Here is a 14,570-nt window from a genome sequence, read left to right as displayed (position 1 = left end):
TTTTAAATGAAAAATTTGTGTATATACCGATTTTTTAGTACCTTTGCGGTCGAAATTTCAAAAGACAGTAATTACTAAAGAATCGGTATAATGAATATTTCCTATAAATGGTTGAAGGAATACGTTGATTTCGACCTGACCGCTCAGCAAGTGTGTGATGCACTGACATCGACAGGTCTGGAAGTCGACGCTTTGGAGGAAGTACAGACCATCAAGGGTGGCCTGAAAGGTCTTTATGTTGGTAAGGTCCTTACTTGTGAGGCACATCCTAATTCCGACCACCTGCATGTAACGACGGTGGATCTGGGTAAAGGCGAGCCTTCACAGATCGTTTGTGGCGCACCTAACGTGGCAGCTGGTCAGAAGGTGATTGTGGCTGATCTGGGATGTGTGCTTTATGATGGTGATCAGGAATTCGTGATCAAGAAGTCAAAGTTGCGCGGCGTCGAGTCGAATGGTATGATTTGTGCTGAGGATGAGATCGGCGTGGGTTCATCTCATGATGGTATCATCGTATTACCGGAGGATGCCGTGGTGGGTACACCTGCAGCAGAATATTATCACTTGGAGAGTGACTGGCTTATTGAGGTTGACATCACGGCCAACCGTGCCGACGCGTTGAGTCACTGGGGTGTTGCCCGTGATCTCTATGCATGGTTGAAACGGAATGGTTATCAGACCTCTCTGCATCGTCCAGACTGCTCGAAGTTCAAGGTTGATCATTGCAATCTGCCTATCGATGTGGTCATCGAGAATCAAGAGGCTTGCAAGCGCTATGCTTGTGTGAGCATCTCCGATTGCGAGGTGAAGGAGTCTCCCGAATGGCTGAAGAACAGGCTGTCTACTATCGGCTTGCGTCCGATCAATAATATTGTGGATATCACCAACTATATCATGATGGCATACGGACAGCCTTTGCACTGCTTTGATGCCGACATGGTAAAGGGACATAAGATCGTGGTTAAGACGATGCCGGAGGGAACACCGTTCCAGACCCTCGATGGGGAGGAGCATAAACTGTCTGATCGCGATCTCGCTATCTGTAATGCCGAAGAACCGATGTGTATCGCCGGCGTGTTCGGTGGTAAGGGTAGCGGCACTTATGAGACGACGAAGAATGTTGTGCTCGAGAGTGCTTACTTCCATCCGACATGGATCCGTAAGAGTGCCCGTCGTCACGGTCTCTCTACCGATGCCTCCTTCCGTTTTGAGCGTGGCGTCGATCCTAATGGGACTATCTATGCCTTGCAGCAGGCTGCTATCCTCTGTCAGGAGTTAGCCGGTGGTAAGGTGGGCATGGAGATCTGTGATGTCTATCCAGAACCACTCAAGAACCCTGTGGTCGAGTTGCGTTTCGACTATGTAAACAACCTTATCGGTAAGGATATCCCTGCCGACACCATCAAATCCATCTGCGAGAGTCTGGAGATGCAGGTGCTCTCAGAGACCGCTGAGGCTCTCACGCTCGAGATTCCTGCCTACCGCGTCGACGTACAGCGTCCCTGCGATGTTGTGGAGGATATCCTGCGTATTTATGGATACAACAATGTGGAGATTCCCACCCAACTGAAGGGCTCGCTCGTGATCAAGGGCGACGAGGATCAGAAGCATAAACTGGCTAACCTTGTGAGTGAGCAACTGGTTGGTGAGGGCTTCAATGAGATTCTGAACAACTCCCTGACCAAGGGTGCTTACTATGGCGAGAACGATACCCTCGTGCATATTATGAACCCCTTGTCAACTGATCTGAATGTCATGCGACAGACATTGTTGTTCGGTGGTATGGAAAGCATCCAGCACAATGTGAACCGCAAGCGCCAGAACCTCCGTTTCTTCGAATTCGGTAATGTATATACATTCTCGCCCGAGAAACAGAACGACGAGGATCCGATGCAGGCCTATAAGGAACAGTATCATCTGGGTCTTTGGGTGACTGGTAAGCGTGTCGAGGGCTCATGGGCACACCAGAACGAGGACGCCACGTTCTATGAACTGAGTGCCTATGTGGAGAATATTCTACGTCGTGTTGGTGTGAAAGCAGGTGTATTGGTTCGTAAGAAGTCTGATAATGCTATCTTCTCCGATGCACTCACCATTGAGAACCGTGGCGGTAAGAAGATAGCAGAGATGGGTATTATTGCCAAGAAACTGCAGAAGCAGTTCGGCCTCGATAATCCTGTCTATTATGCCGAGATCAACTGGACGGCTCTGATGAAGGTCATCAAGAAGAACCAGGTGCTCTATACGGAGATTTCTAAGTTCCCCGCCGTGAGTCGCGACCTGGCCTTGTTGGTCGATAAGAACGTGGAGTTTGCCCAGATTGAGCAGGTCGCTCGTCAGACGGAGAAAAAACTGCTGAAGAAGGTTGAACTCTTCGATGTCTATGAGGGAGATAAGCTCCCTGCCGGTAAGAAGAGCTACGCCGTGAACTTCATCCTTCAGGATGAGGAAAAGACCATGGGCGACAAGCAGATTGATGCGATCATGCAGAAGCTCATCGCAAATATCAAGAAGAATCTGAATGCCGAACTCAGGTAATGATTATTCTTAACTGTTAATTCAAAATTGTACAAGATATGGGAAGAGCATTTGAGTACCGTAAAGCAACGAAGCTGAAGCGGTGGGGCCATATGGCCAAGACATTTACGAAGATCGGAAAACAGATAGCCATTGCCGTGAAGGCTGGCGGTCCGGAACCCGAGAACAACCCGGCATTGCGTGCTATCATTGCTAATGCTAAGCGCGAGAACATGCCGAAGGATAATATCGAGCGTGCCATTAAGAACGCAATGGGTAAGGACCAGAGCGATTATAAGGAGGTGACATATGAGGGATATGGTCCTCATGGAATCGCCATCTTCGTTGAGACCCTGACCGACAACACCACTCGTACGGTGGGTGACGTCCGTTCTGTCTTCAACAAGTTTAATGGTAACCTGGGTACACAGGGTTCACTGTCGTTCTTGTTCGATCACAAGGCTGTCTTCACCTTTAAGAAGAAGGATGGTCTCGACATGGATGAGATGATCCTCGATCTGATTGACTATGGAGTGGAAGATGAGTTCGACGAGGACGAGGAGGAGAACAGCATCACCATCTATGGCGATCCCTCTTCATTTGGTGCTATCCAGAAGCACCTCGAGGAGAATGGCTTTGAGGTGACTGGCGCGGAGTTCACCCGAATCCCGAACGATCTGAAGGATGTGACCGCCGAGCAGCGTGAGACCATCGATAAGATGGTGGAGAAGTTGGAAGACTTCGACGATGTGCAGACGGTTTACACGAATATGAAGCCCGAGTAATAGCAAGCGCCTCACCAATCGGTGAGGCGCTTTTCTTATTGATAGTCCTTCTCAGTCAACGTTGCTTCGTATAGCACCTTCTTCGGGTCCTTCTCAGAACAGAAGGTATAGGCAAATTTGTATTTGTTGTCCTTGTAGACCTTCATGGATGTGGTGTTCTTTAATTCCACCTTCAGGGCCTTCGTCACCTCCGTGCCGTTGAGTAGTCCTTCCTGGTCGGCAACACCAGTCAGTTTATAATAATAGTGTAGGGTATGACTGTCCCGCTCGAAGGTCAGACTGTCAAGCGTCGTGTTGTCATCCAATTTCACAGGACAGTTCTTTTTCGTGTATTCTCTTGCTTCGCGCATGCATCTGTCTTCCAATGATTCCTGACAGGCAGACAGCATGAGAACCATCAGGCATAATCCACATAGTTTTTTCATAATGAATGCTATTTTTGGGGTACAAAGATACAAAAAAAAGTAAAATTATTCATTTCCAGATGATTTTTTTGTAACTTTGCATTTCAAAGTACACGTAAAAAACATGGACCATATAAGAAATTTCTGTATCATCGCACATATTGACCACGGCAAGTCAACCTTAGCCGATCGTATGCTTGAATTCACCAAGACGATTCAAGTTACTGAGGGTCAGATGCTTGATGATATGGATCTCGAACGTGAACGTGGCATCACCATCAAGAGTCATGCCATCCAGATGGAATACACGCATCAAGGACAAAAATATATTCTGAATCTCATTGACACCCCGGGACATGTTGACTTCTCCTATGAGGTCAGCCGTTCTATTGCGGCGTGTGAAGGCGCCTTGCTGGTGGTGGATGCCACACAGGGCGTACAGGCTCAGACCATCTCTAATCTCTATATGGCTATCGACCATAATCTGGAGATTATCCCTGTCATCAATAAGATTGATATGCCGTCGGCTATGCCCGATGAGGTGGAGGACGAGATTATCGACCTGATCGGTTGCGACCGCTCGGATATTATCCGTGCCTCGGGAAAGACTGGTGAGGGTGTAGAGCAGATCCTCGATGCTGTCGTTGAACGGATACCTCATCCTGTGGGTGATGACAAAGCACCTCTACAGGCCCTGATCTTTGACTCTGTGTTTAACTCGTTCCGTGGCATCATCGCCTATTTTAAGATTACCAATGGCGTCATCCGCACAGGCGACCATGTCAAGTTTTTCAATACTGGCATGGAGTATGATGCCGACGAGATCGGTGTCCTGAAGATGGACATGATCCCTCGGAAGGAACTGCGTACAGGTGATGTGGGATATATTATCAGTGGTATCAAGAACTCCAAGGAGGTGAAGGTCGGTGATACGATCACGCATGTCGCCAACCCCTGCAATGAGGCCATTGAGGGCTTCCAGGAGGTGAAACCGATGGTGTTCGCTGGTGTCTATCCGATAGACCCGACCGACTATGAGAACCTGCGTGCCTCACTGGAGAAACTACAGCTTAACGATGCCTCACTGACATTCATGCCAGAGAGCTCCGTAGCACTGGGCTTTGGCTTCCGTTGCGGCTTTCTCGGTTTGCTCCACATGGAGATCATCCAGGAGCGTCTTGACCGTGAGTTCGACATGGACGTGATCACAACAGTACCCAACGTATCTTATCTCTGCTATACGAAGCAGGGTGAGGTGAAAGAGGTGCATAACCCCTCGGGACTGCCCGACCTGACGATGATCGAGCATATCGAGGAACCTTATATCCGGGCATCGATCATTACAGCCGCCGACTATATCGGACCGATCATGACTCTGTGCCTGGATAAGCGTGGTGAACTGATCGACCAGCAGTATGTGTCGGGCAATCGTGTGGAGCTTCATTTCATGCTGCCGCTGGGTGAGATCGTCATAGACTTCTACGACAAGCTGAAGTCCATCTCGAAAGGCTATGCCTCGTTCGACTATCATGTCGACGGTTTCCGGCCTTCGAAACTGGCGAAGTTGGATATCCTGCTCAACGGTGAGCCTGTCGATGCCTTGTCTACGCTGACCCATCAGGACAATGCCGTTGCCTTCGGACGACGGATGTGTGAGAAACTCAAGGAACTGATTCCGCGCCAGCAGTTTGATATCGCCATCCAGGCCGCTATTGGAGCGAAGATCATTGCCCGTGAGACGGTAAAACAGGTACGTAAGGATGTCACGGCCAAGTGTTATGGCGGTGATGTTAGTCGTAAGCGTAAGCTGCTGGAGAAACAGAAAAGAGGAAAGAAACGTATGAAACAGATCGGTAATGTGGAGGTGCCTCAGAAAGCCTTCCTGGCCGTTCTGAAGCTCGACTGATGCAGTCGGCACTTCACTTAACTATAAACTAAAGGTCCCATTAATTAAGGAGGATAAAGATATTATGCCAAACATTAGTATTACGACGAGAGACGTGGCACGCGAACTTGCACGTCGTTACAGTACGATGACACACGACGAGCTGGATCTCCTGGAGAGCATCCTCGTGCCTATGAAGTTCGCCAAGAACGAGATGATCCTGAAAGAAGGTGAGATCTGTACTAATATATATTGGGTTGTGAAAGGACTCGTTCGTCAGTTCTATTATAAGAACGAGAAAGAGCTGACAGAGTATATGGCAACCGAGAATAGCATCGTGATGTGCATTGAGAGCCTGTTCCGGGAGCAGCCTGCGAAATTGCAGATCAAGGCCCTGGAGCCTACGATCCTGATAGCCATGCCGAAGGCTGATCTGGAGGCTGTGGCCATGAAGAGCGTGAACATCCAGATTCTTTTCAGGAAAATCCTGGAGGAGAGCCTGATCCTCAGTCAGCATCATGCCGACATGCTCCGCTTCGAGAGCGCTCAGGATCGCTATCAGAAACTGGTGAAAGACCAGCCTCAGCTCGTCCTTCGCGCACCATTGGTCTATATCGCCAGCTATCTGCAGATGACGCCCGAGACCTTGTCGCGCGTACGTACGGCTGCCCTGCTGGAAGGAAAATAAAAGTATAAGAAAGAGATTGAGAGCTCTCCCGTCGGGAGGGCTCTTTTATTTAATGGCGCTCGAGGAAGAGGGAGTGATCAACGACATTGGGTAGCTCTTCCTGATAGTGGGTCACGAAGATCAGTGTCTTGTTCTGCCGTCGACAGAAGGTCTCGATGATATCTTTCACCAGTCGGCGGTTGGTATTGTCCAGACCATGGAGTGGTTCGTCAAGGATCAGCAGCGACGGGTCTTTCACGAAGGCTCTGGCAAGAAGCACCAGACGCTGTTCTCCGCTTGACATCTTCAGGAAAGTACGGTCGGCCAGATGACTGATGCCGAAGATGTCCATCCACCAGCGACAGATCTCGTATTCTTCCTGACGGGGCTTGACATAGAGTCCCACGGAGTCTTTCAGTCCACTGGCAACGATACGGATGGCTGGGATGTCCTGCTTGTAGCTACGGTGCATCTCTGGCGACACATAACCGATGTGTCGCTTGATGTCCCAGATACTCTCGCCGGAACCTCGTTGATGGCCGAAGAGCGAAATGTTACAGGCATAACCTTGTGGATTGTCTGCACACACCAGGGATAGCAGGGTCGACTTACCGCTACCGTTCTGTCCCGACAACGACCAGCGCTCTCCTTGTCTCACGGTCCAGCTCAGGTCTTTTAGGATGGTACGACTGCCATATCGTATGCTGACTTCATTGAAACGAATGACCTCATCGGCATGCTGTCCGTCGGCATCACTTGGCAGTCGGAGGAGGGCCGCTTCCTTCTCTGGCGAGAGAACACGGGTGGGGAAGGGCTCGCGATGCCTCAGGTAATCATCTAGCGCTACCTTTGGCAGTACATGCTTCTCTTTCACCTCCACGACATGGGTGATGAAGTCGGGTATCTCGTCAGTCTTGGACAGCACGAGGATAATCTGTAGCTGTTGCTCTTGGGAGAGCGTGGTAAGCAGTGTCTTCAGCTGGTCGCGTGTCTGGGCATCCAGACCGATGAACGGGTTCTCCATGATCAGGACACGTGGATTGGTGAAGAGCGAGGCGGCAAGCTTGTATTTGCGTAGCTCTCCACTCGACAGCAGGATGATGTATTTATCAAGCAGACTGTCTAGATGAAACAGCTCATAGATATGCTGCTGCAGGCGTCGCCGTTCCGGGGTGTCCTCACCAGCCAGTCGGTAGGCCTCCTCCAGTCTCTGACCGACCGTCGGTGTCTCCTCGTCGATCTCCATCTGGTTCCAACGTTGCTGAAGGAAATAGGTACGGTCGTTATCACCACCGTAGGTGTCACGGAAGGAGATATGCTTCAGGTTGTTATAAGGCTCTGGAAAGGCATAGCTCACCATGTTGGGAAAGGCGGGATGGCGTCCGGTGATGAGATCCACGAGCATACTCTTACCAGCCCCATTCCTGCCCACGATGGCGATATGCTCTCCCGCTTCCAGAGAGAAGTTCACGGGCTCGGCCATCGACCACTCAGGCTTCCGGGCTCTGGCATCCTTGATATCAATCGTTCTCATCCTTGGTTTTTCGCTTCGATACTTTTTCTTGGTTCTTGTTGACGAAATCCTTCCATCCCCGGTACTTCACGTCACTCTCCGGGCGCCCCATCTGCAGGTAGTGGCAGTAGGCGGCAGCCAGCGCGTCGGTGGCGTCCATGAATTTTCCCATCTCCTCCTGAGGAATCTTCAACAACCGTTGAAGCATCCCCGCCACTTGCTCCTTCGAGGCGCCGCCATTACCGGTCAGGGCCATCTTGATCTTCATTGGTGCATACTCATGGATGGGCACTCCGTGATGGATCGCAGCGGCGATGGCAGTGCCTTGGGCACGTCCTAGCTTCAGCATCGACTGCACGTTTTTCCCGAAGAAGGGAGCTTCGATGGCCATCTCGTCTGGCAGGTAACCGTCGATGATGCTGGTCACGCGCTCAAAGATATGGCCGAGTTTCAGGTAGGCATCAGGGAACTTACGCAGGTCGATGACACCCATGGTCATCATCTGCGCCTTTCCGTCCACCACCTTCAGCAGACCGTATCCCATGATCGTTGTGCCGGGATCGATACCTAATATCACTTTCTCCATGGGTTATATAGTCACCTTGAAACGGTAGATCTTGCCTCTTTCAAGTGGATATTTTTCTGTCAGTTTTATGGCCTTGTCGCCCACTTCAAAGACATTTATTTGCTCCCTTCTGTCCTCTATATAAGCGTTGCCTCCGAACTGGAACTTCAGCGTATAACCTTCTTCAAGATCTCCTTCGAAGAAGACGGGAGCATAGAAAGTCTGCGTGATCTCACCATCCGACATATTGAAATCACTATTGTGTCCACTATCGTTAAGATAATAGTCCAAAGAGCCAAATTCCGTCGCGATGAAATTCCCGGTGTATGCTTCGGTCGTTACATGGAGCATGCCTCTCCTGGCAAATACCACATCATTATCATCATCTTCTTCGTCGTCATTGGGCTTGGCAGAAATCTTGATTGTATTGATTTTTTCACTTCTATCACTCCAACCCAGGTTCTTGCAGGTAGCCTCTATCTCGAATATGCTGATCTGGTGCTTCAGGTTCACGGAGGCGTAATCTCCATGGATGGTCACCTCGCCAACCATCACGTCAGCGTCTTTAAGGGTGCTTGGATTCTCATGCTCCAGTGGCCCAAGAGCTATAGAAAGTTGATTCAGAATGATAGACGGAGAGTCGACAACCACATTGCCAAAGAGTGAAGTTCCTGCGTAACTATCGATGTCCGGATAGAGGCAGATGATCTGGTCGCCCTCATTTCCTGTCCACGTTCCGGAAAAGTCCGCCTTCTTACGGCCCTGCTCTCCTGTGGAAAAAAACTTATCTACGGCCGTGATGCCGTTTTCATTGAAGGATATCACTGTGATGGCTTCTTCTTCGTTCCAGGAGATAGTCATGCCAGTAGATGTAAGTTTGTAAGCGGTTCTGGTGTTTTGCGGTGTATCTATAGATGCGTGGATGGTCAGCGGGGTACCTTTTTTCTCCTCAGGAATCTGCGAGTCCTGACAACTGTTCAGAAACACGACCGCAAAGGCTGTCATTGTGAGGATAGTGATTATGCGTTTCATCTTTCGAGCGTTTTTAGTTAGAATTCTAGAGGATTACCATTCCAGCCATACGGCATGTCTGGGGCTTCTCCGCTGCCAGTCAGAAGTGGCTGTTGTTGATTAAACTGATAGGCCTTCATCGAAGGTTTCTCATACTTTAGTTTTTGTTTCATAAAAGAACGTTCTGTTTTGTTGATTTGAGTGCAAAGATACGAATTATATCGATGATAATAAAATGAATAAGGAAAAAGTTTAAAATATTACTTTTTCCTTATTCATATACAGTTGACTGTGTGGGGTTATGCCATCATACAGCCTACCTGATAGACCAGCGCCGAAACGATCCATGCGACTGCTGTGGTGTATCCTGCGGCAAACAGTGCCCACCGCCATGATCCCGTCTCGTTCTTGATGGCCGCAATGGTGGCGATACAAGGGAAGTAGAGGAGGATAAAGAGTAGATAGGCATAGGCTGTCAACGGGGTGATGCCCTCTTGGAGCATCAACTGTCGCAGATGCGTATATTTCTCTGTATCGTCACTGAAACTATCGTCGTCGCCAAAAGAATCATCGCCTGAGTAAAGTACACCGATGGTAGATGCCACAATCTCTTTTGCGCCTACACCAGCCAACAGACTCACATCGAGTTTCCAGTTAAATCCCTGGGGCATGAAGATCGGTTCGATGGCCTTACCCATACGTCCGATATAGCTCTGTTCCTGTTGCTGTTCCCGACTGAGCTCCTCATGGTGGGGGAAATACCCCAGCGCCCATACGATCACACTGGCTACAAGGATGATGCCTCCCATCTTCTTCAGATACTCCTTACCTTTTTCCCACGTGTGTCGCCAGATGGCCTTCGGTGTCGGCCAACGGTAGGGTGGTAGTTCCATCACGAATGGTGTGTCTTCACCTTTGATCACGATCGTCGAGAGGAGTTTACTGACGATCACCGACATCAGGATGCCGATGGCATAGAGCGACAGGAGTACCCACGAGCGGTATTGAAGCGAGAAGAAGGTACCTGCAATCATGATATAGATAGGCAGTCGGGCCGAACAGCTCATGAACGGTAGCACCATCATCGTGATAAGTCTGGACCGGCGACTCTCGATGGTTCGTGTGGCCATCACGGCCGGTACATTACATCCAAAGCCCATGATCAGGGGGATGAACGATTTTCCGTGTAGTCCCATCTTATGCATCAGCTTGTCCATGATAAAGGCGGCGCGCGCCATATAGCCAGAGTCCTCCATCAGTGAGATGAAGAAATACAGGATGAGGATCTGCGGCAGGAACACGATGACGCTACCCACACCACCGATGACACCGTCGGTCAGCATGGCCTTCAGCGGACCGTCGGTCATGTTCGTGCTGACCTTCTCACCCAACCAGGCGATACCTTCCTCGATCCAGTCCATCGGATACTGTCCAAGCGAGAACGTCGTCTCGAACATGATGTAGAGCAACAGGAAGAAGATCGGGAAGCCCAGGTATTTATGCGACAGGATGGCGTCGATCATATGCGAGGTGCGGTACGTGTCTTTCTTCGTACCTGTCTTGAACTCTGCCTCCTTCAGGGCACCGTTGATAAAGCCGTACTTCGCGTCCATAATGGCTGTCTCTGAGTCGCTGTCCGTCTCCTCCTTGACACGGGCCGACGCCATATCACGCGCCTGCGTCAGTTCGTGGAAGTCTTTCATACGGTCTTCCGATGCCATGTGCTTACCCAGATAGTCAAGCACCTGAGAGTCGTGTTCCAACAGCTTCAGGGCGAGGTATCGGGTGGAGTAGTGCTGACGGATATGCTCGTCGGCCTTCAGGTATTTCTGGATATGGGCGATGCCGTCCTCGATCTCATGTCCGTAGTTGATATGCAGGTGGCGCGACGACTTACTGGTGCCCTCATACACCTGGATCACTGCCTTGAACAGGTCCTTCACACCGTCACCGTTCTTGAACGAGGTGGGAATCATCGGGATACCGAACAGGGTGCTCAGCGTGTCCAGGTTCACATGGTCACCACGACGCTTGAAGTCGTCAAACATATTCAGTGCGCATACCATCCGCACGTTCATGTCCACCAACTGGGTGGTCAGGTAGAGGTTACGCTCCAGGTTCGAGGCGTCGATCACGTTGATCACCACGTCGGGCATCTTCTCTGTCAGATGCTCTCTCACATAGAGCTCCTCCGGTGAGTAGCAACTGAGACTATAGGTGCCGGGCAGGTCAGTGAGGTTGAACTCATAGCCGAAGAACGAGGCATGAGCCTCCGAGGCATCCACCGTCACGCCCGAGTAGTTGCCCACATGACCATGGGCACCACTGGCGAAGTTGAAGAGTGAGGTCTTACCGCAGTTAGGATTACCCACCAGGGCCACGTTGATCGTACGGCGCTCCTTCAGGGCCACGTGCTGTATATAGTCGTCCTCATGCTCCGAGGCCACGATCTGCGGTTCCAGCTCTGTCTGCTGCTGACCGTGCCGACGGGCTTCCTCGGCCGTCACCACTTCGATCATGTCGGCCTCCTGATGGCGTAACGATACCTCATAGCCCATCAGTTTGTATTTCACGGGATCTTGTAGGGGGGCGTTCAACAGCACCTCCACCTCTTTGCCTTTGATGAATCCCATCTCGATGATACGTTTCCGGAATCCGCCGTGACCGTACACCTTGACGATCACGCCTTTCTCACCAGTCTTCAGTTCTGATAATCTCATGTTTTCGTTTTCTTTCTTCTTGTCTTCTAAACGGCTGCAAAGATACGAAAAAAAAACTTGCAACCGGGTTGCATCTGGTCACAAGTCGCGATAAATACCTACAAATGAGGATAGATGATGTCCGCGAGCATCCGCGAGTATTTCTCCGCACCGGCATCATTGAGGTGACTTGCGTCCTGGAAGTCACTGGCCTCGAAGCCTTCGGCGAAGAGACTCTCATGGTACTCCACGTTCGGATACTTAGCCTGTAGCTTTGCCACGAACATGTGGATGTCGTTCAGTACCACAGGGTTGATATATTGTTGGTACGTCTTGTATACGGGCGGTGCCACAAGTACGAGTCGCACCCCTTTCTCATAGGTCACCTTCGCCACTCGTTCAAACTGGTCGAAGGCCTTGTCATACTGTTCTTGGTCGATCACCTTCGTACTGTCTATCAGGGCAGGGATAGCCCGCATGTCCCAGTCGGCAGGACGTTTCTGGATGTCGAGCTTCACGTAACCCAAAGAGTCGCATTCCTGCAGGGTCTCCCGGTCGTTCCAGAACCGTTGCATGAAGTTCAGCTTGGAGTTGAGGATCTCGGGCCAGTACCACAACGGATCCACCCGTACCCCCATGTATTTCATGTGCATGCAACGACAGGTGCCCGACAGGTCCTCTGCCACCGATTTCGTGTTCGGGTTCTCGTACTGTCGCTCGAAGAAGAAGTTCGTGTAGTCCACCGGCATCACGAGGGCTTTCAGACTGTCCATCTTCGGCACGTACATCTCTGCCAGGGCCACGTCGAAGCGCCTCAGACGGGCCGAGATCGCCAGGTTGAAGGTGCCTTCGCCCACAAGTTGCGGCTTCACCGCCTCCTCGATGTGCGAGCTACCCAACAGAAGCACCTTGATCTCCTTGTAGTGCTCCTCCATATACTGACTCTTATAGGCGTAGATGTTCGGTCTGAACAACAGCGCCACCTCAATGATGGCACACATGATCAGCAGCAGTACGCCGAATTTCGCTATCGTCGTGAGAAATTGCTTCATATCAGAATTGGAAATAGATGAACGCCTGACTCTTGCCCGTGAAGGTGATGATCATCAGGATGATGAACAGATAGAGCCCGAACCTGAGGTACTGGTTGCGCAGCAGGGGGAAGGCCTCCAACTGCAGGGCATGCTCCTTCTGCCGCTGTATCCAGTCGATCGTCAGCAGCAGCAGTCCGAAGAGGATATACAGGATACCGTAGCGGTCGATGATCGATGTGCCGTCAACCCCGTTCGTTACCATCGCCCGGAGGAAGCCGAAGGCCTGTCCGATGTTGTCGGCACGGAAGACGACCAGTCCGAGACACACCAGCAGATAGGTGGCCACCATCTTACGGAAGTCCTTGAGGAACGGTAGACCGTGATCGTTGGCCTTGAGTTTCTTGTTCTTCCCGATACTACCGGAGAGAACCAGGGGGATGAACAGCAGACCGTGGTATAGTCCGAACAGACCGAAGGTCCAGTTGGCACCGTGCCACAGACCGATGAGGATCAGGTTGATCATCGCTGCCAGGATGATACCCCATTGTCCGATATTCCTGAAGGCGATATTCAGGGGCATATACACGTAGTCGGTGATCCAACCCGTCAGTGAGATATGCCATCTGCGCCAGAACTCTGCCATGTTACGGGCCAGGAACGGACGGTTGAAGTTCCGGGTCACCTGGAACCCGAGAATCTTACCCACACCGATGGCCATATTCGAATAACCGTCGAAGTCGGCATAAAGCTGTATGGGGTAGAGCAGGGCAGCTGCTACCAGCATGGTCGTCGGCAGTGTGTCATAGCCGCCCCATGCCTGATTGGTGATCACGGCCAGGTTGTCTGCGATGCACATCTTCGTGAACATACCCCAGAGGATCTGACGACAACCGTCGGCGGCCAGACTGTAGTCGAGGGTGTGCACACGCTGCATCTGTGGCAGAAACTTGTTAGGACGGTCGATAGGTCCCGATAGAATGGTGGGGAAGAAGGCGATATACGCCGCAAACTCCGTCAGGTCACGGGAGGGTGTGATATGCTCCCGGTGTATCTCAATCACATAACTGATCAGCTTGAACGTAAAGAAGCTCACACCGATGGGCAGGATGATATGGAGCGTGCTCCAACTGACATGGAAGCCCACCGACTGCAACAGACTGGCAAACGATTCGGCGAAGAAGTTCAGGTACTTGAAATACAACAGGACACCGATGCCGAGAACAACGGCCAGCGTCGTGATCCGAGACGCTTTCTCCATGTGTCCTTTCTCCATCTCACGGTGCAGCCAGAGTCCCAGTAGCCAGAACACCACCGTCGATCCCAACAGCAGCGGGATCATCCGCAGGTCGGCATAGGCATAGAAGAAGTAACTGGCCAGTAACAACCAGGTGTTCTGGTATCGCGGATGATGCTTACATACCGGCAGGTAATAGCCGATGAAAACGACTATAAAGAACAGCAGGAAACTGAAGGAGTTGACGACCATGGTG

The 14,570-nt window shown here is 51.0% G+C and carries 12 protein-coding genes; 4 read left to right on the top strand and 8 right to left on the bottom strand.

Annotated elements, in window-relative coordinates:
• Positions 1-90: 90 nt before the first annotated feature.
• Positions 91-2,538 (top strand): phenylalanine--tRNA ligase subunit beta, encoded by a 2,448-nt coding sequence (gene pheT / locus BMY63_RS02105; RefSeq protein ID WP_091914417.1) that lies wholly within the window; start codon positions 91-93, stop codon positions 2,536-2,538.
• Positions 2,539-2,576: 38 nt separating this feature from the next.
• The gene (locus BMY63_RS02100) at positions 2,577-3,302 is read left to right on the top strand and encodes a YebC/PmpR family DNA-binding transcriptional regulator (protein ID WP_091899523.1); all 726 of its coding nucleotides are present in this window, start codon (positions 2,577-2,579) and stop codon (positions 3,300-3,302) included.
• A gap of 35 nt (positions 3,303-3,337) precedes the next feature.
• On the opposite strand, the gene BMY63_RS02095 is transcribed toward BMY63_RS02100, so the two are convergent.
• Positions 3,338-3,727, bottom strand: coding sequence for a hypothetical protein (locus BMY63_RS02095; RefSeq protein WP_255397410.1), 390 nt, complete (start codon positions 3,725-3,727; stop codon positions 3,338-3,340).
• 103 nt (positions 3,728-3,830) lie between these two features.
• On the opposite strand from BMY63_RS02095, the gene lepA reads away from it, so the two are divergent.
• The gene (gene lepA / locus BMY63_RS02090) at positions 3,831-5,612 is read left to right on the top strand and encodes a translation elongation factor 4 (protein ID WP_091899522.1); all 1,782 of its coding nucleotides are present in this window, start codon (positions 3,831-3,833) and stop codon (positions 5,610-5,612) included.
• 64 nt (positions 5,613-5,676) lie between these two features.
• Entirely contained in the window at positions 5,677-6,279 is a 603-nt protein-coding gene (locus tag BMY63_RS02085; RefSeq protein ID WP_091914416.1) for a Crp/Fnr family transcriptional regulator, read from the top strand.
• Between the two features lie 49 nt (positions 6,280-6,328).
• Here BMY63_RS02085 and BMY63_RS02080 read toward each other — a convergent pair whose 3' ends face one another.
• From BMY63_RS02080 to BMY63_RS02055, 7 genes are all read right to left on the bottom strand, one after another.
• Positions 6,329-7,792, bottom strand: a complete 1,464-nt coding sequence (locus BMY63_RS02080; RefSeq protein ID WP_091914413.1) for an ATP-binding cassette domain-containing protein — start codon at positions 7,790-7,792, stop codon at positions 6,329-6,331.
• Entirely contained in the window at positions 7,779-8,357 is a 579-nt protein-coding gene (gene ruvC / locus BMY63_RS02075; RefSeq protein ID WP_091914412.1) for a crossover junction endodeoxyribonuclease RuvC, read from the bottom strand. The genes BMY63_RS02080 and ruvC overlap by 14 nt, the downstream gene beginning before the upstream one ends.
• A gap of 3 nt (positions 8,358-8,360) precedes the next feature.
• Positions 8,361-9,368, bottom strand: coding sequence for a hypothetical protein (locus BMY63_RS02070; RefSeq protein WP_143065696.1), 1,008 nt, complete (start codon positions 9,366-9,368; stop codon positions 8,361-8,363).
• 17 nt (positions 9,369-9,385) lie between these two features.
• Entirely contained in the window at positions 9,386-9,520 is a 135-nt protein-coding gene (locus BMY63_RS12440) for a hypothetical protein (RefSeq protein WP_255397409.1), read from the bottom strand.
• A 126-nt stretch (positions 9,521-9,646) separates the two neighbouring features.
• On the bottom strand, positions 9,647-12,067 hold the full coding sequence (gene feoB, locus BMY63_RS02065; RefSeq protein WP_091914408.1) for a ferrous iron transport protein B: 2,421 nt from the start codon (positions 12,065-12,067) through the stop codon (positions 9,647-9,649).
• A 98-nt stretch (positions 12,068-12,165) separates the two neighbouring features.
• Positions 12,166-13,098 (bottom strand): SGNH/GDSL hydrolase family protein, encoded by a 933-nt coding sequence (locus BMY63_RS02060; RefSeq protein WP_091914406.1) that lies wholly within the window; start codon positions 13,096-13,098, stop codon positions 12,166-12,168.
• A 1-nt stretch (position 13,099) separates the two neighbouring features.
• Positions 13,100-14,566: an MBOAT family O-acyltransferase gene (locus BMY63_RS02055; protein WP_091914404.1), complete on the bottom strand. Its 1,467-nt coding sequence runs from the start codon at positions 14,564-14,566 to the stop codon at positions 13,100-13,102.
• Between the last annotated feature and the right edge of the window lie 4 nt (positions 14,567-14,570).

Source organism: Prevotella aff. ruminicola Tc2-24, assembly GCF_900110895.1.
Classification (GTDB): Bacteria; Bacteroidota; Bacteroidia; order Bacteroidales; family Bacteroidaceae; genus Prevotella.
The sequence above is the reverse complement of the archived record's forward strand: the minus strand, read 5'-3'. Positions and strand labels throughout refer to the sequence as shown.

What these genes read in the sequence shown, in the direction of transcription:
- pheT (WP_091914417.1), top strand. Translation starts at nt 91, where the DNA reads ATGAATATTTCCTATAAATGGTTGAAGGAATACGTTGATTTCGACCTG.
- BMY63_RS02100 (WP_091899523.1), top strand. Translation starts at nt 2,577, where the DNA reads ATGGGAAGAGCATTTGAGTACCGTAAAGCAACGAAGCTGAAGCGGTGG.
- BMY63_RS02095 (WP_255397410.1), bottom strand. Translation starts at nt 3,727, where the DNA reads ATGAAAAAACTATGTGGATTATGCCTGATGGTTCTCATGCTGTCTGCC.
- lepA (WP_091899522.1), top strand. Translation starts at nt 3,831, where the DNA reads ATGGACCATATAAGAAATTTCTGTATCATCGCACATATTGACCACGGC.
- BMY63_RS02085 (WP_091914416.1), top strand. Translation starts at nt 5,677, where the DNA reads ATGCCAAACATTAGTATTACGACGAGAGACGTGGCACGCGAACTTGCA.
- BMY63_RS02080 (WP_091914413.1), bottom strand. Translation starts at nt 7,792, where the DNA reads ATGAGAACGATTGATATCAAGGATGCCAGAGCCCGGAAGCCTGAGTGG.
- ruvC (WP_091914412.1), bottom strand. Translation starts at nt 8,357, where the DNA reads ATGGAGAAAGTGATATTAGGTATCGATCCCGGCACAACGATCATGGGA.
- BMY63_RS02070 (WP_143065696.1), bottom strand. Translation starts at nt 9,368, where the DNA reads ATGAAACGCATAATCACTATCCTCACAATGACAGCCTTTGCGGTCGTG.
- BMY63_RS12440 (WP_255397409.1), bottom strand. Translation starts at nt 9,520, where the DNA reads ATGAAACAAAAACTAAAGTATGAGAAACCTTCGATGAAGGCCTATCAG.
- feoB (WP_091914408.1), bottom strand. Translation starts at nt 12,067, where the DNA reads ATGAGATTATCAGAACTGAAGACTGGTGAGAAAGGCGTGATCGTCAAG.
- BMY63_RS02060 (WP_091914406.1), bottom strand. Translation starts at nt 13,098, where the DNA reads ATGAAGCAATTTCTCACGACGATAGCGAAATTCGGCGTACTGCTGCTG.
- BMY63_RS02055 (WP_091914404.1), bottom strand. Translation starts at nt 14,566, where the DNA reads ATGGTCGTCAACTCCTTCAGTTTCCTGCTGTTCTTTATAGTCGTTTTC.